Below are 26,460 nucleotides of genomic sequence, written 5' to 3'. Positions count from 1 at the left end.
CCGGCGTTGCACCGGCATGGGTTTACCACGGTAGGCAATGGTCAGGGGATTTTCAAGATGGGTGGGCTCCTGCGGCTTCGGGCTTGTCGGCGACGTCGATAACCCCCTTCCAAGCAGCAGATAAAAAGGATGCGTGTCATTGAAAGGAATGCCATTGGCTTTCATATTTCAAGGTAGACTTGCAAGGAATCGCGCGGACTACGTTATGCATCGCGGGTAGGAACCTGTTTGCTCGTGACGGTAAATGCCGATGCGGCGCAAGCACAAAGAACCATAAGTCTTCGAATACGGGGAATCCTATGCACGTCGATATAGCAGGACGAGTTGAAAACCTGTCTCTTCCAATTACGCAGCCGTACATTCCGGTCTTTGAATGCATCGTCAATTCTCTCGAGTCAATTGATGAGTCGGCGCGTAAAGGCGGACGCATCGATGTCTACTTTCACCGAGATGATAGGCAAGGCCGCTTAATCGACGGTGGAGACGACTACCTTGGCGCTGTTCGTGATGTCACCATCGTGGACAATGGTGGCGGGTTTTCTGACATCAACGCAAAGGCATTTTTCGTCTCCGACTCGACTCGCAAAGCGGCGAAAGGAAACAAGGGCGTCGGTCGCTTCACTTGGCTCAAAGTGTTCGAGAAGGCAACAATTGAAAGCGTGTACAACCAAGGTGACGAACGTTACCGTCGTAGTTTCGAGTTTCGCAAGTCTGAGGAGGGGGTCGAGAACGAAACCCTTAGCCTTTGCGAAGCCGGTGAAGTAAAGACGACCGTAAAGCTGCTCAACATTCGGTCGGAATATCAAAAGCATTTTCCGAAGTCGCTCGATACACTGGCGCAGAAAATCATCGACCACCTCGTCATCTACTTTCTAAGTCCCGGATGCCCAGAGGTGTGGATTCACGATGACGAGCATGAACCAGTCAATCTGAACGAGTACTTCCGCGCCGAGGCCGACACCCGTGCGACCGAGCACAAGTTCGCAGTTGGCAAGCACGAGTTGAATGCGGTCATTGTTCGCTTCGACTCCAGCCTGAATCGACGGCACACCGTCTCCTACTGCGCAAACAAGCGCGAGGTTATTTCCTGGGGCGTAGGCACACGAGTTCCAGACTTCAAGACAAGATTCGTCGACGAGGCGGGAAAGTCGTTTGTTTTCAAGACATACGTGTTCGGGCAATACCTCGATTCGCGCGTTGATTCTTCGCGTACGCAGTTGGTCCTGTCTGGCGAAGACGAACTCGAGCTCGACGATGAGCTGAGTCGACCGCAGCTGGACACGGCGGTGACAGACGTTGTAAAGAGTGCGGCTGCGCCCTACATGACCACGTTGCGTGAAGAGAAGCGACGGAACATCGAAACGCTGGTTGCCAACAAGGCTCCGCAGTACCGCTTCATGCTTAGCGAACGGTATGGCCAGTACATTGACCGTATCTCCCCAAATGTATCCGACGACCAGCTGGACATCGAGCTGTATAAAGTTCAGAAGGATATTGAACTCGCTCACCGAGAGCAGGCGCGTCAGATTGATAGTCTGCCACTCGATGGTCAGCGTAACAGCGAAACGTACAAGCACTTGCGCGAACAGTTCCTTCGCGAGGAGAGCGAGCTGGGCCAGGCTGCTCTGGCTAGATATGTGGTGCATCGGAGGACCATCCTCGAGCTTCTCGATAAAGCCCTCGAAACGCAGGACGACGGACGTTACGTTAAGGAAGAAGCTGTTCACAGCATCATCTTTCCGATGCGTGCAAGCTCCGACGACGTTGACTTCGACCGGCAAAACCTTTGGGTAATCGACGAACGCTTGGCATACCATTGGTACCTCGGGTCCGACCTGCCACTGAACCGGCTCAAAGCTGTCAATTCGGACGAAAATGACGAACCTGACATCGTCGTTTTCAATTCCGCGAAAGTGTTCGCCGAGACAAAGCGCAGCTTTAACTCCGCCGTAATCGTTGAGTTCAAGCGGCCCGAGCGCAACGAATACCCCTCAACGGAGGAAGACCCCGTCGAGCAGGTGATTCGCTATGCTCGAAAACTCCGTGATAGCAAAGCCAAAACGGACGAAGGAAGAACTATAGAAGTTGCAGAATCGACGCCGTTTTACGCGTACATCGTGTGTACGTTGACTCCCAGAATACGAGACATAGCGCTCACCCGAGACTTCATGGTCACGCCCGACGGCGCAGGCTACTTTAGGTTCCACACACAGCTGAACTGCTATATCGAAATTCTCTCGTACGACAAGATGCTGGATGACGCCAAAAAGCGGAACCGTGCGTTCTTCGAGAAGCTGCAGATACCAATGCTTTGAGCGTGCCTTAGGCTGATTCACCGGGCGCCGGCTGCGCGCCCGAAATACAAATCGCATCGAAAATCAGCACAGAACCAGAATAGCCCCTCGCTTCGCACGTGTCAGTGCTACGTAAAGCAACTGTCTCCGGTTGCTATCCTCGGTCTGTTCCCTGACATACGAACTCGGCGCCACGACGGCGACATAGTCGAACTCGAGACCCTTCGCCCGATGCATCGTCGCCATGTGCACCACACCTTGTTCTTCGGTGTGATTGCTCTGCGCGGTAATCGCCACCGTCCTCTCGCCGGCCTTCTGCAGCAGGAGCTCCAGGGCGTCACGAACTTTCTCGCTGGACGCCACCACACAAAAACTGTGAGGTGGCTGACCATCTGCCGTCCCCGGCCACTGGTGCAAGAACTCGTGGACTTTCTCGCCAGCCGGCTCCAAGCCGCTAACCTCGACTTGGACCGGAGCCGGCCCGCGCGTAAGCGAGCGATAACGGCTCGACTCGTCCTGGCCGTCATCGAGGTCATCGACCTCCACACCCTCTAGCAGCGCAACTGCCTTCTGGCGGATTTCGTCGGTGGTCCGGTAGTTGATGTAGAGCTTACTGGAGCGTCCCCGGATGTCGATACCGCACTTGCTCATCGCCGCCCGGTGACGACTGTAAATACGCTGGTGACCGTCACCGACAAAGAACAGGTCATTCTCGCCTGCGGGAATCATTGCGCGCAATAGTCTCAGCGCCTGCGGGCCGAAGTCCTGCGTCTCGTCGATGACGATGGCGCTGTAGGACGGGATACGGGACTTGTCTGCGTCGAACATGGACGCCACCTCGCGGTAGGCATCATCCACCTCCTTGAGCTTGCGGGACGCAAGCTGCCCGCGGTACTCCTCGAATACCGGCCACACGGCGTCGCGCTTTGCGCGGCTGAGCAGTATACCGCGGCCGGTACGGCGCGCCTTGCGGTACTCGTCCAGCGTGGTGATACCTTGAGCAAGGATAACCTGCTCAAGTTCCTGTTCATAGAAATTGTCTGGCAGGTCGAGACTGCTATCCTTCACCGCCATCGCAGCGTCCCAAGCCTGCTTGGGACCATCCTGCTTGCGGTCGTACACAATGCGGTGTTCGAGTTTGCAGCTTCGCATGAAGCCGTGCACCCAAGCATCGAGGTTACGCACCTCCAGCTTTTCGAGCGTCGCGGCCGGGCACAGAGTGCGCAAGTTTTGCTCGATGTCCGTCGCCAAGTTGCGCGTGAAGGTGGTAAAGAGCACCTTCTGCGCGTTACCGGTGCATTTCTCGGCAAGCCACTTCGCGCGGTGCATGGCCAAGACCGTTTTGCCCGTACCGGCGCCACCTAGGACGCGAGCAGGACCACCGAACTTTTTCTCGGCGAGCTTGCGCTGCGACGGATGCAGGAAGACGCGCCACTGCGCGAGCGGCGCATTCAGAATAGCCGCGAGCGCCTCGTCATCGTCCACGACAATGAATCGGGATTGCGACTCCGGCGTAGCCAGTGCGGCTGCAAAGTCCTGAGTATCGATGACGTTGTCGACGCGGCTTTCCCGCGCTATCAGAACCTGCGAAATCGTATCGCCAGCCGCGACGAGGAACAGCCCCTCGTATGCCTCGACCGGCAAGCGTGCCTGGATAGCATCCAGTTCAGCATCACTGGTAATAGCGCGCACATCCCCCAGCAGTTCTTGCGGGACACCCAGGCTCATCAGCTCCCGGTCATCAAACTTGGCAAACAAAGGCGACGTCACCGGTGCAGCATGTGTTGGCGACACTGCAGCAGGCGGTAGTCCATCAGTTGCCGGAGCCTGCTCCGCCACATTCTCAAACGTTACCAGCTGCATCGCACCCGTGACCGGGTTGATGGTGAGCTTGCGATTCTCCGCCCAGCGATACGCTTCGTCGTGCGGCCCCACGTAGAGCAGCACGTAGACGTCGCCGGACGACGGCTTGAAAACAATGCCACGCCAGTCGCCGTCCACGCGGACCGACTTAAGGTTCGGGTCACGCGCACCCTTGATGTTCTCGTAGTTGGTACCAGAACTGGTCGGGTTAGTCTGAAACCCGATAGCCCACTTCAGAACCTTTGTGTGGATGTTGGACGGCAGCCTGGCCAGCTGTACCAGGAATTCGCTGCTCAGGGCAACCTTCGGCTTCAGACTCACTGAGACTCCTCGTTCGGCATGTTGAGGTCAAGCTTGGCGGCAACCACAGTCACCCAGTCGGTGTCGTCGATACGGGTCATGGATTCATCGAGAACAAGCACCGTCCAGCCCTGTGCAGCCCATTCGTCCACCATGTCGGACTGGTCATTGCGCAGCACCACGAGCTTCTGGCCGCTCCAGCAGAGCTCTCCATCTGCGACAACTTTACCCTTCTCGTTGACGAGCTCAAGTCCTGTCACGGGCACCGGTGCACCAGCCTGCGCGAGCTTTTGCAAACCTGCCTTCATCTCGTCAAACGCCCGCCCTAGCGCCTCCTGCCACGCACCACCCAGTGCAGCCGCAGACGCTAGCTGGGCTGGCATGACATCTTGCGCCGGAAACGGCTTGAGCACATCGTAATCATGGGCATCCAGGCCAGAAGTCGTCACTAGCCACATGGCCGGCAGCGTCTGGGTCGTGTTGAACACGTGCAGCCACTGGCGCCAGGCCGTATGTAGGACTTCCTCGTTATCGACGCTCATGTCTTCCAGAACCAGTACGCCCGGTGCAGCCCAATTGGATGTGCTCTCAAACCCTTTCTGGGCAATAGTCATCGGCCAGTTGCCTAATTGGTGGCACAGCACATCCTGCGACTTCGAGATGCTTGGGACATATCCATTGCCAGGTGCGTGAACATGCTCCGGCAGGCGGCGTGCCCATTGCCCCTTCACCTGTTCACAAGCAGCTGCATCTTCCCGGGTGCTCGGCACCATCAAGAAGCCCAGCCACAAGGCATTACGCTGCAACTGCTTGAGTCCAGGGTCATCCTCCAGCGAAGCGGGCGTCGCCAGCCAGGCGAGTAAGCGGGCCAAAGCATGGTGAGTGAAGGCTTTTTCCTGGGCACGCGGAACGTTCGGTGGCGGCTTGATACCGTGGTGGCGTGCCATTGACACCAGCGGAGAGTCGAGGTCAGTTTCAAGGTCACCCTTGAGTGCGGCCGCTACATCGTTGTGCGTCACGGACCAGACCCAATACCGACCACTTGCCACGATGGCGCTGCGTTTGGCCGCGTCGGGCCCCAGGCATTTCTGGTGGTCAGTCCAGCCGTCGCAAAACACAACAATGGGCCGGCGCATGGTTGACGTCGTCGACCACGGCCAGATGACAAAGTCCGGTTTGCTGGCTATGGCCACTCCCTCGTTGCTACCCAGATTGCATTGCGGTTCAATCTTGTATCGCTGGCTGCCGACCTCGAGCACGTAACCCGTCTTGCCGTTCACCACGTCCTGCACTAGCTTGATGACTGGCAGGCCGCCGATACCACTGAGGCGCTTCAATCCCTCCAGGAAACGGGCTTCCAGGACGGAGTCGAAATTTGGGTTGATGTAGATGTCGGAGATGGTTTCGACGGACTGAAGCTTGTCGAGCGAGCCCACCAGTTCGCCCAGGACCGATTTCGCCATATCGCGCGAGACCAGCTCCATGTTGCGGCCAAGGCGGTACTGGTAGACGCACCGGTAGCAACCATCCTTCTCCGGGTCGTTATTGCACGAGCAGGCAGTGACCGCCTGCAACGCCATGCGCAACACGTCCCCCAACGTCTTTGCGCCTTGCTCCAGCAGCTCCTGCAGGTAACCCGTGCCGCCCGGCACCGAGTCGTACAGCATGACGTAGAAGCGACGTGGCCCGCCGTCCTTGCCGGGTTCGTCTTGGAGCACCATGCGTAGGTGGTCAACCTTGCCGCCATAGCGCTTTTTCAGGCCGAGCTGAACCGCGGCCATAAAGGACTGGACCACCCGCTCATCGACACCGTTCTTGGTGTATGGCACCAGGATACGAAGCGCCTCGGATTCGAATTCGCGATACAGATACAGGCACTCGAGCAGGTCCGCCGGGTCATTACTTTCCCGCTTCGGGCAATCGAAGCTGTGATTCTGTTCCGTCGCATCGCCATTACGCCTCGGCGGCTTCTGTACTTTGCCGCAATATCGGCACAGCTTGAATCCGGGGCGCATTGATGCCTTGTCAGCTACCTTGAAGGTTTCGCCGTTCTTGGCCAGCTCGCCGAAATTGACATCGCGGAAGGTCACACGGTCGATGAACTCGAAACCGAATGGCAACTGGCCCGTACTGATTTTCCAAGCCTTGCGTACATTCTCTGGCGCGAAATCCGCCATCAGTTGCCGGACATAAAACTTCGGCTCACGGTCCTCAACACTGTCGTCGATACGGACCTTGAGGTCGTTGCTGTTCGCGATAGCCTGCTTGAAGCGCAACAGCGTGCGCTTCTGTGCGGCATCGGCCCACATTGCATCGCTGCAGCGTGGACAAGCCATATGGGTGTCCGGTTCGATGTCCAGACTCTGCATGTGATGGCACGACGGGCAGAAGCGCCACGGTTCTGTCCTCGCCAGACTCATGTTTATCTGGTCGACCTCAACTCGACGCTGGTTCGCGTAAAAGCGGTTTTCCGGCGCGAACTCGGACAGTGCCGATTGGGCAGGGCGTTCGTACTTGAGCGTATTCAGGGTCACATATCCCCCCTGGCCGGGTTCGTCCGAGCCGCGCTTGCGCCACAGCACTGACTTCAGCTCGATGCCAGATTCGGGGAACGCGTAGTTTGGAATCAGCCCCGCATCGGTCAACGTGTTAAGCAGGTCGCGCCCGTTGATTTCCTTGATAAGTTCGAGCAGCTTGTCGCGCTCGCGCAGCAGCAGGTCGATTTCTTCGCGCGTGGCCTCATCTTGTGGGCGCTGCTGGAGCTTGGTTTTGAGCTTATCGAGTTCGTCCTTGCGTTTCTTGTAGGTGCGGCGCTCATCAAGCAACTCGCTCAGGGACTTCAGCAGCCTGAGGTTCAAGCCATCAGACTCGCCCTCTCCCCGCATGAAGTCAGTCAGCCGCGCGCAGACTGCGTCATTGTTCCTGATAGCTGCCGGGAGAAGGCTGATAAAACCTTCGAGCAATCGCTGCTCGTGCTGGAGAGCGTAATCGCGCAACACGTACGGGAAGCGGTCAAGCTTTACCTGTTCCATCGCATCGAGTGCTTGCGAGGTCTTCTCCGGCAGGGCGTTGGCATTGGTCAGGCTGGCAACCCAGTCGTCCATACAGAAGGCGAACAACTGGCGGCGAAGAACCTCTGCAGCACCCAGAAATACCCCCGGCGGCGCCACCTCGCCACTGAGCATCTCAGCGGTTTCGGCAAAGAAGTACAGGTCGTGCGGGCTAGCACCATCAGCCAACGTCGTCGCCATCGCATTACCGTCGCGACGCCCCGCGCGACCAATGCGCTGCAGGAAGCTTGCCTGGTTCGGCGGCACCGAGCACAGCATCACGGACGAGAGGTCACCGATGTCCACCCCCATTTCGAGCGTCGGCGTGGCCGAGAGCAGGTTTTCGTACCACGGCTTTGGCTGTTTGCTCTTGAACCGGCTTTCCAGGTTCTCGCGCTCGTTGCGCTCGAGCAGACCGGTGTGCTCAGCAGCAATGACCCGTCGCAATTTCGCCTGACTGAAGCGCTTTGCCCACCAGCTCGCGGCGTCCGTTACCTGCAACTCGTAGGTGAATTCCGGTGCATCAAGGCATGGCATGCCGAGGAGGTGCTCCACGCAGTCGCTCGGTACGGACAACCGCCGCTTGCTACCATCGGTCGAGATAAATGCGACGTTCAGGTACAGGCAAAGACGGTCTGGATTCAGCGCCCAGGTTTCACCCTGATGATGCGGCGTCATCACCAACTGGCCTGCGTCTCGCAGAACAGGGAGAGCAACCTTGTACAGGTCCGGTGCGATGCCATTTGGCAGAAGTGTGTCACGTCCCAGCACTACGTAGGCCCAGCGGTCGTACCAGGTCGACCGTCGTGGGTTGGTCAGTTTGTCGAACCCGCTCTGCGTCCCGAGGGTCAGGAATATTGGCCGGGCGGTGTAATCGCCTATGCCAGGCATCCACTCCGAGCGTCCGCCCAGATTGACCAATCCCCATGTCTTGCCGTCGCCCGCGTAAGTGACAAACTCCGGGTGCATCACCCCACCACGTCGGCGCATGTGGGTGAGCATGCCCCACAGCCACTGGCTCACGGTGTGTACCGTCAGGTCGCGAAGACCATACTGCTCGCTAAAGGCGGAGGTCAGCCTGGCAGCTACTGCCTCGATGTCCCCCCACGGTACCGACAGCACTGCCTTGCCAGTCCGCTCGAGTGTACGACCGCGCTGGCTGTGGTACGTCATCTCGCTGTAGGCCTGCCAGAGAAAGCGTTTTTTCACGCGCTCGGGTAGCTTGCTCTCGGCTGGCAGGCGCTGATGCTGCAGCAGTTCCACGGCCCAGTCGCGCTGCCAGGTCATGTTCGGCGCAATGAATTCCGACACCAGTCGCTCCGGCGGCATAAACAGCATCGAGTTGTCGGTTCCGAAGCGCTGCTCCACCTTACTCAGAAACTGACTCCAGGGCATGACAGGCATCTGGAGTTCATCCATCACATGGGCCAAGGCCGTGCGGATGTTGTTCATGAACGTCCTGGCACCGAAGAATCCGGCGCGGTGTGCGGCGTCCTGCACCGAATCCGAAAACGCGATGAGTTTCTTATCGTCGTTGTATACGCTAGCCCAGCTGGATTCCACAATCTGCGAGCCAAGCGTCGCGTTTCTGGCACCGAGCAGAAGCAGCCTGTCGTCTTCTCCGCATGCCGGGCACGTAGTGTCGTGCAGTGTGAACTGAGCTTCGCCGCGCATCTGGGTACGCTGGGACATCACCTGGAAGACTTCCAGAAGCTCCTGGTAACCACAAGCAACGCAAGCGTCGCCGGACGACTGCATGGTCCCGCAGGACACGCATACACACCTGTGCGTGCCGTCAACACGGTTGTTCACCCCGATACTCGCAGAAGCGTACAGTCGCGTAGCTTCCGGTCGGCGCGCAAACCATGTGTTGTAAATCTCGTCGAGTTTGACGGACAAACGCGAACTGCCTTGAACCAGACGAGACAGCCATCCAGTCGTACGACACTGGCTGCACTGCACCATGGGCAGATATACGCCATCACGCTCGCCCGGCAGGTCGCGCTCACTGCGCAGCTTGACTTCTTCCGGAACGGTGCTGAGCTTGCCAACCATGCGCCGCAGCTCGCGCATCCAGAGCTGGATGCGGAGCGTGACTAGCGGTAGACCGTGTTCCCGGCGCGCCCAGGCAACGAGCACAAGCAGTGCGTCGGTCACCTTGCTGACTTCATCGCTGGTCGCCGCTGGCATGCTGCGCGCGAAGGCATCAGTCAGGTCTGGATAGCTGACGGTGCCGTCTTTGGCGAGCTTAAGCAAGTTGACAAACAACTGGTGGTACTTGAGCAGTGCTCCAAGCTTTTCGCGCCATGCAGCATCGTTTACATCCGCCGGCGCAGCCACGCCAATGAAAAACAATGGAAACCATGCCGCCACTGCCGCCTCGGGCGAAGCATAGTGAGCCGGGTCAAGCTGCTTCACCACCTCCTGCCGGTAGGCAAACATGTAATCGACCGTCGAGTCCTCGAGGAATGCAACCATCGACTGTCGGTTTTCGGTGATGACTGATTCTTCCGGGAAGACTGCCCCGAATATCTCTTCGGCGTACTGCCGCAGCAGGCTGGTATCTGACGCACCACCGAGCGTTGCCGACGTGCCGGCACAGATGAGGTGGTTATCGGGAACCTTAAGTCGGGCGCGCAAACGGCGCAGCAGTAGTGCCAAGTCCGTACCTTGGGCACCATCGAACGTGTGTAGTTCATCGACCACGACGTACCGCAGCGTGGTCGGTGTGTTGGACGCCCAGAGCTGCCGGTCCTTCGGGCGCAGCATTAGGTAATCGAGCATCTTGTAGTTGGTCAACAAGATGTCCGGCGGATTCTTGCGTAGCGTTTCGCGGTCGGTGATGACGCTATTGGGCGTCATCACGGTCCCCTGACCGGGAGATGCTATCTGTCCGCCGACATACAGGCCGACACGTAGTCCTGCGAAGGCGGGCACCTTAGCCACCAGTTCAGCGATACGGTGCGCCTGGTCCGACGCCAATGCGTTCATTGGGTAGATGACCAGCGCCTTGATGCCCGTTTCGCCGGCCCGACGCGCACGGGCACAGTGGTCGAGCACCGGATACAGGAAACACTCTGTCTTACCGCTGCCGGTGCCGGTCGCGACGAGCGCACTGAGAGCCTTGCGGTTACTGGCGAGCCGCTCCCAGGCTCGCTCCTGGTGGCTGAAACCTTCGTACTGCGTGTCGAAGGTTGAGAAAAACTTGTGGCCTGCCGTGCCGGCGCTGAACGGCAGGCCAATTTGCACGTAGGGTCCCTTGAGCCAGTTATCCTCGCCGTCAACAAAACGGCTCATCAGGCCGTGAGTGAACGAGTCGGCCGGTTCATACGTCGATATTAGAAACTGCTTCAGGCCAGTCTGAATATCTCTTGCGAGCAGCGAAGGCAGCATTGTTTTGCTTCGATATGTGGGGTTGCTCTTCCGAGGCGTCGGTTTGGGTCGATTCGGTTACTCACCCTCAACCATCGACAGTGGCGCAAAAGCCGCCCACGCGGCGCGATAGTCGTCCTCGCGATTGGCTCGAGCAAAGGGCGCTACATAGGTACGCTCAACGATGCGCGGGCCGCCCGGAAGCGTGTCGTCGGTTACCCATTGCGTAATGGCCGTGCCATCCGGAACCTTCGGCCTGCCGCCAACTTTGGCGACATCCTCGCTATCGCCCGCCTCTGCATCAGCATAGGCCCATAGGTCTTCCCAGCCGAAATTGTCTTCGCGCGACTTGCCGTCGGGCGTTACGATGCGCATCTTCGGCGTGCTGCGGGCCCCCTTGCGTGGCAGGCCGACCCCGGCAAGACCCTTACTGATGGTGAAGACAATACGGCCGTTGATGTCGTACCAGGTGTCACGCTCGTAACCCTGCATCACCGGAAATTGCACGCGGTAGATAAGCAGAAGTTCATCGAGTGTGAGACCCAGCGCCTGCGCGACTAGCACGTCGATTTCGACTAGCGCCATGCGACGTGCGTAATCGCTACGCAAAGCGCAATCTCGTGTCCATGTGCTCGTGAGATTCTGCCAGAATTCCTGTGGCAAGCGTTGGTTATCGGGTTGGCTCCAGCTCTGCTCCGAAAACGCAAAGTCATACACTGCCTCCCAAAGCGGCGCGTAATGGTTGGTCAAGCAATTGAGCGACAAGGCTCTCCCAACAACATCTGGGGCCCAAGTATCCGGTATGGGCAATTGGCCTACAAGAGTTGTATTGGCGTGTCCCATACCGGTTGACTTCACACGAAAATCGGCGAGCAGAGAATGCGTATAGGCTAATGCACCGCATAAATGCTGATTACTTTGAAACGCGTGACCAAGTAGGGTGTTGATGTGTGCCGGTCCGGGGGGAACAAGAGTCGTAATCAGCGTTCGCTCTGAAGCTGGTCCAATCATTTCCCGATTTACTAATCTGAAAAGCTCCGTCACCAGACGCCCCTGCGTTTCCCCTTCCTCGACCCAGCTCACCCTTGGCGTACGACGCAAGTATTCCTCGCGGTCGGCCATCGGTCGATAGTTAGTGCGCGGAAGGTAGTCGTCAGGCAAGGTTTCAAGGTCCAACTGAGCATATGCCTTGTTGGATGTACATGCCTTAAATGGAGTCTTGTTGAAGGGAATTCCAACGAAGAAGTGCGGCCCTGAAAGGACCAGGTCTTCCGGCAAAGTGGCAAAGCCATTGTCGCTAGCCGGCCGACGCGTGATGGTGCCATCATCCTGTGCCAGCTTTTCGTTCCACTGCTGCGTCGAAAAATAGCCCCCTTTAAAGTCGGCCAAGCGACGCGGATAGGCCGCCAGCTTCGCGAGAACGCTGTTCAGTGCACCGGCGTGCAACGCCGGCAGACGTGCGCGTAGCGGCGGCGTACCCGGGTCGTCATACAGTTGGGCGAAAATGGTAAGCGCCTTCTCATCCACGCGCACGATGCGGTCGTGGTGGCCGCCAGTGTTCCACTGGCCGGCCTCGTTCTTGTAACCACCGACCACACCTTGGCCGTCGTGCTGGTAGCACGCGTCCACTGTGGCCGGCACGAACAGATTTGCCAGCTGGTCGAAGTCAGGCTGAGTCAGCGTAGCACCATAAATGTTGATGCTGTACCTAGTGAGGTTGTGGACTTCAGCAAATAAGTGTGCCTCGTTAACAAACTGGAAATGCCGCCGCAGTCGCCGATACACCACCTCACGCAATGCGCCACCTTCAGGGTCGTCGTACGGGCCCTCCGGGTGTAGTAGCCCAGTCACACCATGCGCTCCGTTCAACCCCCAGGCCAGCGGCATGAAGCACTTGTACAGATTGGCCTTCATGCCTTGGAGCAGTGGGTAATTCTGGACAGCATTGAGAAAATTCTGCATGCCCCCTGCTTCTTCCAACTCCTCGGTCCACGCGGCCTGCAATCCAGGAGTCTCGCTAAAGGCTTCCGCCCGGAGCTTGGCCAGGTCGCTCGCACTGATTTTGCGAATCGCGAAGATGGGATTGTGCTCGCCCAAGATACCCGCTTCGTTCCAGTTCACCTTAATCCAGGGTGGATTCCCGAGTATCAGGTCAAAGCCGCCTTTGCGCAGGAGCACATCCGCGAAACACAGCTCCCAGTGCATGAAACGACGCGCGTCGGTGATGGCTTCCACCGTTGTCACACGCGGGAAGTGCTGGCGTAACCTGCTGATACGCAGCTGCCCAAACTTGTCGTGTAACTTCGGCTGTGCTGCCGACTCAGTCAGAGGCAGTTGGGTCTCGAAACCAATCAGGCTGCCCTGAACCTCCGGCATCACCCCTTGCGGTTGCTCGAGTTCGGTAGGTTGCAGGTCCAAGCCAAATTGTTGGGACACGTCCAACACGTTGCCTTCGAGGATGGCTCCAATCTCCATCCACCATTGCTCACGGCTCGGTAGTTGAACGGATTCGGTGATGGACCAGAACCACAGTGCGCACCAGTAGTCCATCACCAGCTTTAGGCGCCGGAAGGGCGTCGCAAGGTCGCCGTCTTCGTTCAACAAACCTTCACGGCGAATGGTGTCTTTCTCGGCACGGCTAATATGGCTGGCGCCGATTTGCTTTACATCCGCCTTGTGCGGCCACACATCCAGCGCGTCCTCGGTACGGTCTCGGTCACGTGCGAGTGCCCTGGTATGCTCCGCCCACAGTTCGTCCACCCGCGCACTGAGTTGCTGCAGGCGCGCAATCTCGAAGGCGGCCAGCGGCGCAGTGAAGGCCTTGCGCCAAGCCTGAAGGCGCTTGAAGTCTTCCGGGTAGAGTTTCTTTGCGTCCTTGTCGGTGTAATTCGCCATGCCGGGGTCGGGCAGCAGGAAGTGCCAGATTTCATCCGCCTGGCGCGGGACTTCCGCAGTCACCCGACGTGGTGCCTCTTCGTGCCACATAGGCTTCGCGCCCTTGACCAGCGCGGTGGCTTTGAACACCCGATAACGCGCGCCGATGAGGCTGTTACCGGTAAAGAGCTGGTAACCGAACCAGGGCACACGTGCTGGCAACGGCCTGCCTTGCTCGTCCTCGTCACCGTAAATGGCGTTCAACCAGATAGATACCTCGGCCAGCTCAACCGCGACGGGGTTCAGGTCCACGCCGAACGCATTGCGGTCCGCCATGTACATGCGCACCTTCTGCAGTTCCTGCGGGTACATATTGTGCGGAATGCGTTGCTTGAGTTCAGCCTGTTTACGCTCCAGGTAGGCTTCCGCCAGCTGATTGACCGCTTCGTTCAGGAACGCCGCGCTTCCCATTGCGGGTTCACATATCGTAAGCGTCAGAATATCGTCGGCGCATTTCACGCGCTCGCTGACCAGCAGCTCCTTGAGCGCGTATTTCACCAGGCACTGCGTAAGTACCTGGGGCGTGTAGTAGCTTGCACTCTTCTGTCGGTCTCGGCCGGCCAGCCGGTAGATAAATGCGCCCTTCTGATACATCCGCAGCTTGCGACGGCCGCTCTCGTTGACGTCGTAGACTTTCTCGTCGTCGCGGTATTCGTCGATGCGGCTGCGTGGCACGAACCAGGCGTTTTCGAGCTTGTCGGCATCGGAATCGCTCACGCGCGAGCTGCCGCTCTTAGTGTCGTCGTCGCCGACGCCATCGTTGCCGTCCTCATCGTCACCACTGCTGGTTGCGCTTGCCTTCTTCGGCGCGGGTTTGACTTCATACAGGTCTTCTTCGGCAAAGAAGCCGCGGTAGCTGAGCAGCGCCTCGTACACCGCACCAAGTTGGTTGATGGAGAGCATCTGGTAGCTCACGCGGCCGAGGCGACGGCCCTTTCCCTGCGCTTTGCTGAGCGACAGCAGGCGGATGACGTGCTGCCACACCTCATTCGGGAAATGCACCTTATCGAGCAGCGGCATGGTGCTATCGTCGAACAGGCGGCTGTCGAGCGGCGCTAGCGCAAAGATATCCATCGCACCTTGGGCCACTTCGTGCAAATGATGCTGGTTCTTCATACCGCAGCCATGGGCGACCAGCCTGAACAGGCGCCGCAGCGTCAGGTCAAAGTATCTGCCCTCGCGTGCGTGTTGTGTGGTGAGCGGCTGCATCTCTAGGTCGCGCAGGCTTTCGAGGCTGTAACCCTTGAGGTAGACCTCGCTCTTCTGGATTGGCACATAGCCCAGTTCTGGGCGCGCTTCGATGTAAAACATGAAGAGCAGCCGGTATACGAGCCGCAAACATTCGAGACTCAGCGCGCCAGCGTCGAGCTTGTAGGCGCCGGAGTAAATGCTCTTCTTGCTGCCCGTGGCGAGTTCATCGAGCTGGCGCGCGGCCTCGTTACCAAGAATTTCGATGGCCTCACGCAGTGCATATTTAAGGTCCTCGCTGACGCCGAACGCATGCTTGTGTGCATTGCTATCCAGGCTCTCAAGCAAACTACTACCCTCGCTGGGGGCGAGGCAATCCCGATGCAGCAGCGCCGCGCATGCTTTGAGAGTGTCCGCGTCCTTGCGGTCGAGTATGTCGGCCCAGTTGAATCGCAGAGCACGGTTATTCGGCCACTTGTAGCGGTCGAGCAGCAGCCATTCATCGAGGCCAACCAGCAGGACATAACGGGGCGGGTTGTCAGCGCCGAACACGGCGTTGGACAGCATCGTCGCCCATGTCTCACCGCGCAACTCGGCGGGCACCGGCTCACCTCCGTAATGGAAGGTAGTGAGCTGCTGGTCGAGTAGGTCGTCGTCTTCCGCACCGGGACGGTAGGCCGGAATGATGGCGAGGCGCGTGCTCTGCACATCCCAGACCGGCACTGGTAACCCGTTGACAAACTCGTGCAGCGTGACCGTGCGCGGCGGCTGGCGATAGCCGAGCGCCCGTAACAGGCCAGACTGCAACTCCATCAAAAGCTGCCAGCGCTCATGTTCATCACGGCCACGCGTAACCTGACCACGTAGAGCAAACCAGCGCTGCGCCCAGCCCTGCAGCCGCTTGTATGGAGCGCGGTGAGCTTCATCGCCAGCGTGCTGCGTTTCTTCTGCGTCCCAGTCGGCCAAACGGTCCCTGATATCGTCCTTGAATACCGCGGTTAGGTACGTGTGGCTGTAGAACTCGTTTTCGTTGCTGATGCCAGCGAAGGTCTGTACGGCGTCGAGTACGGGCATGGTCAAACTCCGGCAGCTTGGGGATGGCACACACCGGCCAGTACCTGAATCCAGGGCCGTGGTTCGGTGGTCAGGGTGTCCTCCACCCAGCGGCGGTAATCATCAAATACTTTGTGGATTTGCTGGCTGCGTCGCTCGAAGCGGCCTTGCTTGACGGTTTCGAGCTGCTTTTCCAGATTCAGCGAAAGCTGTTCCATCTGCCGCCCCTGCAGGCGCTCCAGCTCGCCAAGAGTGTCCTTCAGCCTCGCCTGCATGTCAGCGGAGAAGGTCTGCTGGCGCTCCACCATGAACTCGTGCATGTATTTCACTGCCAGTGGCAGCGCTTGCTGCATCTTCGCTTGGAGAGCTTGCAGCGCGAGCGTTTCTCCACGGTTTGGCAGACCACCTGCGCGGATACCCGCACGTTCGATGAAAGCATCGAACGATTCCAACGCGAACGCGTCGTCGCCGTTGCGGCAGGCTACCTGCCATTCGACCAGCAGTGGCTGGCCTTTTCGGTTCGGAATCAGGCTCATCAGGATGAACGCTTGTTCATCGGGCGCAAGCTTGTGGCTTTGCAGCAGCGGCGCCTTGTGACGACCGAAGTGCGTGAGTACCCGGTCACCAAGCCACTCCATAATGGGATGCTGCGGCCATAGGTAGTGCTGCTGCGGCCATGTTTCTTCTTCGGAGCGCGCCTGACGGGCGATTTCAATTGCGTCCATCATACGCATCGTGTTGGCACAAAGCGTGTAATGGTCGTTGTCGGCTTGCACTTCACGAGGGAGCTGCCGCAGGCGTTCCTGCAGGTCGCGTGGGGCGGTCAACGCGATGACCTGTTCCTCTTCGTGCGAGGTCCAGTCGCACAGCGTCTGCCCTTGATTAAGCTGCGTAAGGGCAGTCTTCGCGAAGTGGAAATCACTTTGGAACAGTGATGCGCGGTCGTCAATCTGGTCGAGACTGCTACCGGCAGGCGTAGCGGGCGTTTGGTTCGCGCGACTATCTGCACTGTCCGTGTCACCACCAAAGAGCTGCATAAGCCAATCGCCCCCGTCTTCATTAGTACCTTCGTTCGCGGCATTTTGGTCGAGCTGGGCCTCAACTTCCTCTGGTTGCATTCCATCTGCCATGAAATCGGCGACTTTGGCCTCTTCTTTGTCCGGGTCGAAAACGTTGAGAAAGGCCGACGGGTCACCGAGATTCTGGTACGCCTGGTCGTCCTTAGCCTGCAGAATTTCGAGGATACGCAGGTCACCACGAATCTTTTCGTTCACCGTTTCGGTAAACAGATAGAGGATGTTCGGCTGATGCTTCTGCCCGTACCGGTCCACGCGACCATTGCGCTGCTGGAACACCATCAGTGACCAGGGAAGGTCGAAGTGCACGAGGCGATGGCAGAAGTAATGCAGATTCAAACCTTCGCTCGCGACGTCGGAACACAGCAACACACGTAGCGCGTCCTCTTTGCGACCGAAGCGCTCGACCATTGACTGCTGGTCGGTATCCGGCAAGCCGCCATGCAATACGGCCAGCTGATTCGACTCGAGCTGGAGGTCGACGGTAAGCTGTCTTTGCAGCCACTCCAGTGTGTCGATACGCTCGGAGAAGATGACCAGACGGTCATCTGCGCTACGCGGCCGCCACCCGAACTCGTCTGAACGCAGCTGTTCTAGCAGTCGCTGGTACTTGCTGAAGCTGCGCGCAGTGGAGTCATTGACGAGCACTTCGAGCGCATCAGCCAGGACTTCAAGACCCTCTACCTCGGACAGTTCTTCGGGCGTAGGACCGGACTTGTTCCGCAACACCGCAATGCGCCTGTCGGTTGACTTGAGGGCCGCTGCCGGGCTTGAGAACAGCGCCTTCTGCATGCCGACGCGCTGCAGTTCCTGCTGGCGCCCCCCGTTCTTCTGGCCGCCCTGCGTGAAAGGCACTTCGAGCAGCGCTCGGTATGCGGCCTCCTCCTCCGCACTAGCATCCTGACGCAGACTGAGCGTCCGGCGCTCCTGGAAATCCGATTGCACCTGGTCCTTGATGTCCTTCTTGAATCGACGGATAACCAAACCCTTGCTGCGAAAATCCTCCGGCGTGTAGTTATCCGGGTCGGGAATAGCTGTCGGGTCCAGCAGGCTCATCAGCGACGCAAAGCTGCGAGCGGAGCCATCATGAGGCGTCGCGGACAGCAGGATGAGCGTATCCGAGCGGCTGGACAGCAGCCGCGCCAGGCGTGCACGTCGAGACAGACCGCCTTCGCCTGCCCGCGCGGCAACGTTATGGCATTCGTCGATGACGATGATGTCCCACCACGCGTTCTCAAGATAATTCCGATACTCAAGATTGCTTTTGAGCGTATCGATGGAGATGATGCTGCGGTCGAAATAATTGAACGGGTTATGGTTCGTCGGAATCCGGTTGCGCACTCGCGCAAGGCCCACAGAATCGAGGCGGACCAGCGGTATGGTGAAGCGACTCCACCATTCCTTTTGGAATTGCGTAAGCATCGCCTTCTGCGTGACAACGAGGATGCGTTTGCCACGCCCACGCTGAATCAGCTCGGTGGCAAGTATTCCCGCTTCGAGTGTCTTACCGAGACCAACTGCATCGGCAATGAGGATGCGTGAACGTGGTTGATGCAGGGCCTGGAGCGTAGGGTCAAGCTGATACGGTACGACGTTCATCACGCCACGATGCCCAAGATGGATGCGTGCGTCGTTCGCCATCCCACGGCGGCGCATGCTTTCGAGGTACAGGACCGTTGCGTTGTACGTGGGGCTTGTGTCAGGCACCAGCTCGGTTTCCGCTGGGTCGAGGACCTCGATTGCGTCCTCCAGTTCCGTCAGAAACAGCGCTGACTGACCTCGAACAAGTGCTGAGACGCCGTCGCATGTCAACAACGAGCCGCCGTCGGTCGTGGGGTCAACACGGCGAATGAGCCATTCCTCATCACGGATGACGGCACGCGAGCCAGGTGCGAAGGAAAGCATGTTGTTTAAATTCCCGAAATCAATACGTTCGTATTACCACTGCCACACGGAGGACCCGTCCGGTTCGTGACCGACGCGACCCCGTGCCGTACCCAAAGCTTTGAATCCACAACCCGTGAATATTTGAGAAAACAGGACATTTACATCAATTTGACTAGATTTCGGTATGCCACGGGCACAGAAAAATTGAGTCCGAGCGGGCCCGGGGCAGCTCCTCGATGCCCCTGAGGCGGCTTCGTTCGCGGTGACCGGGAGCGCTTCTTGTTTGCTGTCATTTCGCTGAGTTGTTTTGCCCGTTTGTCCCGGCGCGCGATGACACCATCTCGGCAAATTCAGTCTTGAAGGCGGTATCGTCGAGGAGGTGTATCCCGAGAAGGCGTTGACGGTCTGCAGGACTTAGCGACTTCGCCTTGATGTGCCATTGTTGGCGTAGGCCGGTCAGTCTCTTTTCAACTTCAGCATCCAACTGCCTGAAAATACGTTGGTCAGTGCAGAACGAGAATGCGGCACCCCACGCTCGAACAGTATTCGAGATGCGCCAGTAAGTGCCCAGCATTGTAGGGTCTTTCACAAACTGTAGTGGCATCCTTGCTCGGATATTGAGATGCCGCTCACTTTCCAGCGCACCTCGGCAGAGAACATCCACCTTCGCCAGCAATGAATTTCGAGCGGCCTTACCTGGCGAGATGGCTTCAGGTGAGATGTCACAGCCGAGAAACGAGAAGCCCTTTTTCGTCTCGCCCGCTGCCGCTTTCGACGAGACCGACTCCTTACCTCGCGTCGGTGGGTCGTACGCATCGAGTTTGAATTCGTCGAGTGCCTGTTTGAGCTCTTTCAGCCTTTTGAAGGCTTGGCTTCGATTGGGTGCGAAAATTATGAGGTCGTCGATGTAGCGCACCGACATGCAGTCGCCGCCGTTGAGGTGCTCATCGATGTCATGCAACAGTAAATTGCATAGCAAGGGCGAGAGGCAAGAACCCTGCGCGACACCACGCGATGACAGGGGGAAAAGGTCTGTGTGCTCCTTCAGTTCCGCGATGTTCGCGAGCTCGACCTGGATGGCGCTCTTCAGCAACTCATCAAACTGAGGGTCGTCGGTATGCTCCGTAACTATTGCAAGCAGCGCGTCCTTCGGAACCTGCGTGAAGAAGTCCTTGATGTCGGTACGAATGTAATACTGGTAATGCATAGCACCTTGGTACGTGCGGGCGATAGCCTTCGCTACGCCGCCATCTTCCACACCGCCGAAGTTGAACCACTTCTTCTGAACATCCTTTACGAATTTCAGGCCACTCAACACGTCGAGGATAGCGCGTTGTACAACGCGGGATTTGATGGGTGCGATGACGATAGGTCGACGAGTCGACTTGTTCGCCTTCTTGGCAGCAACTCCGTGTGCCGGAGGAAATTTGAAGGTACCGGCGACCAACTCTTTGCGGAGCGCGGCAAGGTGCTTGTCGAGCGCCAGTTGGAAGCTGGACGCCTCGTCACGGGTGCTCTCAGACGTTGAATTCAGGGCGTTAGCAAGCACAGCGCGAGCGGCTTTACGCAGATTCGGTGTGCGACAAACCTTCTTGTAGAGCGGGCCCATTCCTTTGCTTCTTGTTGGGTACGGGGCCGCATTGGTTCGCTTGCCCCAAGCCCAGGGAGGTCAGCTTCCTGCGGGCGCGCCGATGCTATGGCTGACCCGTCCGGCGATACATTGCTGCACGCCGGGCGCACCGTGCGAATTTGCGGTTCCGGTGGCCGGACCACTCAGCACGAGGCACAAGAACAATGCGCAAGCCGAGAGGCAGTCGCCGAAGCGCCCACCGCTGGCACGTTTTTGCTTTCGACCTGAAACCCCACTTTTGCCTCCCATTCTGGGCTTTTTGCCCAGGCTGGCAAGCGCCGCGAAGCGTCAAGCCCGCCCAAGCCTGAAAATAAAGTCTACCGACCGTCCAATGCGACCTCAAAACGGCTGAAGCTACGGTGCTAAGGCGGACTACAGGGCTCGGGCTGTTTCCTGCGGGCGCGCCGATGCTATGGCTGACCCGTCCGGCGATACATTGCTGCACGCCGGGCGCACCGTGCGAATTTGCGGTTCCGGTGGCCGGACCACTCAGCACGAGGCACAAGCAAACTGCTTTAGTGATACCAGAAATGCCCGGCGCGCACAACGTCGTCCACACAACGTCACGTCAGATGACACCGGTGCACGCGTCACCAAAGTCAAGGCAGCGCAATCTTGGTCCCTTTCAGGGACAGGTCTCCGGAAAAATGGGGCGTTGCAATGGCCACATACGTGCTATCAACAAATAAAGACCCATAAGTTTCTCAACTTATGGGTCCCAGATTCTCAGGTTATGCGTTTATCTACAACGGCCTTAGACATCAATATTCCCCGCCCGCAACGCATTGCTCTCGATAAACGCTCGCCGCGGCTCTACATCATCCCCCATGAGGGTAGTGAAGATCCCATCCGCAGCAATCGCGTCTTCGATCTGCACGCGCAGCAGTCGCCGCACTGCCGGATCCATCGTCGTTTCCCACAGCTGCCCGGGGTTCATCTCGCCCAGCCCCTTATACCGCTGCTTCGAAACGTTCCGCTCTGCATCCGCCAGTAGCCACTTCATCGCGCTCTTGAAGTCGCTCACAGCCATGCTGCGCTCACCACGCTTGATGACCGCACCTTCGCCAATAAGCCCCTTGAACGTATTCGCGGTGGTCACGAGCTGCTGATAATCCGCCGTGTGCTGGAATTCCTGGTCGATGACCGAAACCCGCACGTTGCCGTGATGCGTACGCTCGACATGCAGCGACCGCTGTTCGCGAACCGGGTCATACGAAGGCACGACCCGCACTTCGTTCTTCAGCGCTTCATCATGCAGCGCCGCATGCAGCGCCTTAGCCGAAGCCTCCGTAGAAGCCTCGTTGGACAGATCGATCACCACCCCGTCCATGATCGCTTCAAGCGCGGCCGGGTCATACAACCGGCTCAACCGCTCGATCACGCTCTTCGACAGCAGATACGACCGCGCCAGCTCACCAAGCGCATCGCCCGAAATCACGGCCGCATTCTCACCCGGCACCAGCTCCGACCCTTGCAGTGCCAACCGCAGCATGTGCGCGTTGAGCTCCACGTCATCCTTCAGATACCGCTCGTCCTTGCCCGCCTTGATCTTGTAAAGCGGCGGCTGCGCGATATACACGTACCCGCGCTCGATCATGTCCGGCATCTGGCGATAGAGGAACGTGAGCAGCAGCGTCCGGATGTGCGCACCGTCCACGTCCGCGTCGGTCATGATGATGATGCGGTGATAGCGGAGCTTGTCGAGGTTGTAATCCTCTTTGCCGATCCCGCAGCCGAGTGCGGTCACGAGCGTGACGATCTGTTCCGACGACAGCAGCTTGTCGTAGCGCGCCTTCTCGACGTTCAGCACCTTGCCGCGCAGCGGCAGGATTGCCTGGAACTTCCGGTCACGCCCTTGCTTCGCCGACCCACCTGCCGAGTCACCCTCGACGATGTAGATTTCGCACTTCGCCGGGTCTTTCTCCTGGCAGTCCGCGAGCTTGCCGGGCAGGCCGACGCCGTCGAGCACACCCTTGCGGCGCGTCATTTCGCGAGCCTTCCGCGCAGCATCACGTGCACGAGCAGCCTCAACGATCTTCCCGCAGATGATCTTCGCGTCGATCGGCGTTTCGAGCAGGAACTCTTCCAGCGCCTTCGCCACAACTTCTTCAACCGGCGCGCGCACTTCGGACGACACCAGCTTGTCCTTCGTCTGCGAGCTGAACTTCGGCTCCGGCACCTTCACGGAAAGCACGCACGACAGCCCTTCGCGCATGTCGTCGCCGGTCGTCTCGACCTTCGCCTTCTTCGCGATTTCGTTGTCGGTGATGTACTTGTTGATGACGCGCGTCATCGCGGCGCGCAGGCCGGTCAAGTGCGTGCCGCCGTCGCGCTGCGGAATGTTGTTCGTGAAGCACAGCACGTTCTCGTTGTAGCTGTCGTTCCATTGCATCGCGACTTCGACGCCCACGCCATCCTTCTCGCCGTTGGCGAAGAAAACCGTCGGGTGCAGGTTGGTCTTCGTCTTGTTGATGTACTCGACGAAGCCCTTCACACCGCCGGCGAATGCGAAATCGTCTTCCTTGCCCGAACGAAGATCGGTGAGGCGAATCCGCACACCGTTGTTCAGGAACGAAAGCTCGCGCATCCGCTTCGCGAGGATGTCGTAGTGATACTCGACCGTGCCGAAAATCGTCGGATCGGCCATGAAGTGCACTTCGGTGCCGCGGTTCTCGGTGTCACCGGTCACCAGCATCGGCGACACTTCGACGCCATCGACCGTCTCGAGCACGCGATCCTGCGCGACGCCACGATGGAACTCCATGAACCGCTTCTTGCCGTCACGGCGCACCGTGAGGCGCAGCCAGCTCGACAGCGCGTTCACGCACGACACACCCACGCCGTGCAGGCCACCGGATACCTTGTAGCTGTTCTGGTCGAACTTGCCGCCGGCATGCAGCTCGGTCATCACGATTTCCGCAGCGCTACGCTTCGGCTCGTGCTTGTCGTTCATCTTCACGTCGGTCGGAATCCCGCGGCCGTTGTCGGTCACGGAAATCGAGTTGTCGGCGTGAATCGTCACGTGGATGTCGTTGCAGTACCCGGCCAACGCTTCGTCGATCGAGTTGTCGAGCACCTCGAACACGAGGTGATGCAGACCGGTGCCGTCCGACGTGTCGCCGATGTACATCCCGGGGCGCTTGCGCACCGCTTCCAGACCTTCGAGGATCTGGATCGACGAAGCGCCGTAGCTGCTGTTATCGGGTTGCGGATTGTGCTGTTCACTCATGGATATCTTCCGGTTCTGCGAGGCCACTCAAGCGGCGGCATGGTGCGTTTCCTTGCGAAAACGCCGGGCCGCTCCAGTTTTCCTGGCCCGTCCAAGGCACCGGTGAGGCACCAAAGGGACGGGTTGTCGGTTCGCCATAAAAACGCCAAAGGGGCTTGCCGCCCCCTGGTGTGTGTCTTGATGTCGCGCGCGTCAGATGCGCATCGGCATCACGACATACTTGAACTCTTCGTTCTCGGGCACCGTGATCAGTGCGCTCGAGCTGGCGTCGCCGAGGCTCACCTGCACGGTGTCGACCTTCAGGTTCGCGAGTACGTCGAGCAGATACGTGACGTTGAAGCCGATGTCGACGGTATCGCCCTGGTAGGCGATTTCCAGTTCTTCCTGCGCCTCTTCCTGATCGGCGTTGGTCGACATGATCTTCAACTGGCCCGGTGCGATGATGCAGCGCACGCCCTTGAACTTGTCCGAGGTCAGGATGGCCGCGCGTTGCAGCGAACGCTGCAGCTCTTCACGGCCGATCTCGAACGAATTCTTGTGCGCCTTCGGGATCACGCGCTGGAAGTCGGGGAACTTGCCCTCGACGAGTTTCGACACGAGCTCGACCTGGCCAAACGTGAACTTGGCCTGGGTTTGCGCGATGTCGATGGTGACGGTGTCGTCGATGTCTTCGAGCAGGCGTTGCAGCTCGAGAATCGTCTTGCGCGGCACGATGACTTCCTGGCGGCCGAACGTGCCGCCTTCGAGTTTCATCGACGAGAACGCGAGGCGGTGGCCGTCGGTGGCCACGGCCATCAGCTGGTCGCCGTCGACGACGAGCAGCATGCCGTTCAGGTAGTAGCGGATGTCCTGCTGCGCCATCGCGAAGTGCACCATGCCGAGCAGCTGGCGGAACGACTTCTGCGGGACGGTGAGGGTCGCGCCGAAATCCTTCGCCTGCGCGACGGTCGGGAACTCGTCGGCCGCCAGCGTCTGCAGTGCGAAACGGCTCTTGCCGGATTGAACGGTGAGGCGCTTGTCGGCGAGCGACAGCGTGACCTGGCCGTCAGGCATCGCGCGCAGGATGTCGAGCAGCTTGCGCGCCGCGACGGTGGTCGCGACCTGGTCGCCGCCGACGCCGAAATCGGCGCGCGTGGTGATCTGCAGTTCCAGGTCGGTCGACAGGAACGAAACGTCCGAGCCGTTCTTGGTGATCAGCAGGTTGGCGAGGATCGGCAACGTATGGCGGCGTTCGACGATGCCGCTGACCGTTTGCAGCGGCCTGAGGAGGGTGTCTCGTTCGGTCTTGACCAGTTGCATAGAGTTCCTTCGTTGAGTAACGGCCTGCAGCGCAGCAGCCTCGCAGCGCCCCGCCAGCCGGGCTCTTGGCCCGCCACCACCGGGGCGGTCAAACCAGTATTGTGCCTCAAAACCGAACCGCCCCCCTTAAATTGGGGCGGAGGCCGAATTATCAAGCGCGCCGCGCGCTCAGCCCTTCAGCGTCTGTTCCAGCACGTGCAGCTCGTGATTGAGCTGCGCGTCCTTGCTGCGCTCATCGGCGATCTTGCGCACCGCATGCAGCACGGTGGTGTGATCGCGCCCGCCAAACAGCTCGCCGATTTCCGGCAGGCTCTTCTGCGTGAGTTCCTTCGCGAGGTACATCGCGATCTGCCGCGGCCGCGCGATGTTCGCGGGACGCTTCTTCGAATACATGTCGGCGACCTTGATGTTGTAGAAGTCGGCGACGGTCTTCTGGATGTTCTCCACCGAAATCTGCCGGTTCTGCACGGTCAGCAGGTCCTTCAGCGCTTCCTTGGTCAGCTCGATCGAGATCTCGCGGCCGTGGAACTTCGAATACGCGAGGATCTTGCGCAGCGCGCCTTCGAGTTCGCGCACGTTCGAGCGCAGGTGCTTCGCGACGAAGAACGCGACGTCTTCCGACAGGTTCACGCCTTCCGACTGCGCCTTGCGCATCAAAATCGCGACGCGCATTTCCAGCTCGGGCGGCTCGATCGCGACGGTGAGGCCCGAGTCGAAGCGCGAGATCAGGCGATCGTCGATCCCCGAGATTTCCTTCGGATACGTGTCGCTGGTGATGATCACCTGCGCCTTGTTCGCGACCAGCGCCTCGAACGCGTAGAAGAATTCCTCTTGCGTGCGCGACTTGCCGGAGAAGAACTGAATATCGTCGATCAGCAACAGGTCGAGCGAGTGGTAGTAGCGCTTGAAGTCGTCGAACGCCTTGCGCTGGTACGCCTTCACCACATCCGACACGTATTGCTCGGCATGGATGTAGCGAATGCGCGCGCCGGCCTTGTCGAGCAGCAGCTGGTTGCCGATCGCGTGGATCAGGTGGGTCTTGCCGAGGCCGACGCCGCCGTACAGGAACAGAGGGTTGTACGAGATGCCCGGGTTGTCCGCGACCTGGATCGCGGCGGCGCGTGCGAGCTGGTTCGCCTTACCGGTCACGAAGTTGTCGAACGTGAGCACGGGGTTCAGCTTCGAGCGTTCGTACATCGAATCGGCTTCGCCACCGCCGGCGGGCGCGGCACCCGGGCCCGGGCGCCACGTGCGACGGCCGGCGGCCGCTTCGTGCGCGGGCAGA

General features: G+C 59.1%; 9 protein-coding genes. 1 reads left to right on the top strand and 8 read right to left on the bottom strand.

The window, feature by feature from the left end:
• Positions 1–299 precede the first annotated feature (299 nt).
• Complete coding sequence (locus G3O06_RS25665) at positions 300–2,315, top strand: ATP-binding protein (protein ID WP_205817901.1); 2,016 nt, start codon at positions 300–302, stop codon at positions 2,313–2,315.
• 63 nt (positions 2,316–2,378) lie between these two features.
• Here the strand turns inward: G3O06_RS25665 and G3O06_RS25660 are convergent, their stop codons facing one another.
• The 8 genes from G3O06_RS25660 to dnaA all read right to left on the bottom strand — a co-directional run.
• The gene (locus G3O06_RS25660) at positions 2,379–4,478 is read right to left on the bottom strand and encodes a UvrD-helicase domain-containing protein (RefSeq protein ID WP_205817900.1); all 2,100 of its coding nucleotides are present in this window, start codon (positions 4,476–4,478) and stop codon (positions 2,379–2,381) included.
• Positions 4,475–10,900: a DEAD/DEAH box helicase gene (locus tag G3O06_RS25655; protein ID WP_205817899.1), complete on the bottom strand. Its 6,426-nt coding sequence runs from the start codon at positions 10,898–10,900 to the stop codon at positions 4,475–4,477. The genes G3O06_RS25660 and G3O06_RS25655 overlap by 4 nt, the downstream gene beginning before the upstream one ends.
• A 57-nt stretch (positions 10,901–10,957) precedes the next feature.
• Positions 10,958–16,075: a class I SAM-dependent DNA methyltransferase gene (locus tag G3O06_RS25650; protein ID WP_205817898.1), complete on the bottom strand. Its 5,118-nt coding sequence runs from the start codon at positions 16,073–16,075 to the stop codon at positions 10,958–10,960.
• A 2-nt stretch (positions 16,076–16,077) separates the two neighbouring features.
• Complete coding sequence (locus G3O06_RS25645) at positions 16,078–19,035, bottom strand: DEAD/DEAH box helicase (RefSeq protein WP_205817897.1); 2,958 nt, start codon at positions 19,033–19,035, stop codon at positions 16,078–16,080.
• A gap of 271 nt (positions 19,036–19,306) precedes the next feature.
• Entirely contained in the window at positions 19,307–20,626 is a 1,320-nt protein-coding gene (locus G3O06_RS25640) for a reverse transcriptase domain-containing protein (protein WP_205817896.1), read from the bottom strand.
• Between the two features lie 775 nt (positions 20,627–21,401).
• Positions 21,402–23,876 (bottom strand): DNA topoisomerase (ATP-hydrolyzing) subunit B, encoded by a 2,475-nt coding sequence (gene gyrB, locus G3O06_RS25635; protein WP_205817895.1) that lies wholly within the window; start codon positions 23,874–23,876, stop codon positions 21,402–21,404.
• Positions 23,877–24,068: 192 nt separating this feature from the next.
• Positions 24,069–25,175, bottom strand: coding sequence for a DNA polymerase III subunit beta (gene dnaN, locus G3O06_RS25630; RefSeq protein WP_122943982.1), 1,107 nt, complete (start codon positions 25,173–25,175; stop codon positions 24,069–24,071).
• 168 nt (positions 25,176–25,343) lie between these two features.
• A partial coding sequence (dnaA, locus tag G3O06_RS25625; RefSeq protein WP_205817894.1) for a chromosomal replication initiator protein DnaA occupies positions 25,344–26,460 on the bottom strand: 1,117 nt, incomplete at its 5' end.

It is taken from the genome of Burkholderia sp. Ac-20345, from assembly GCF_017104825.1.
GTDB lineage: Bacteria > Pseudomonadota > Gammaproteobacteria > Burkholderiales > Burkholderiaceae > Burkholderia > Burkholderia lata_B.
The sequence above is the reverse complement of the archived record's forward strand: the minus strand, read 5'-3'. Positions and strand labels throughout refer to the sequence as shown.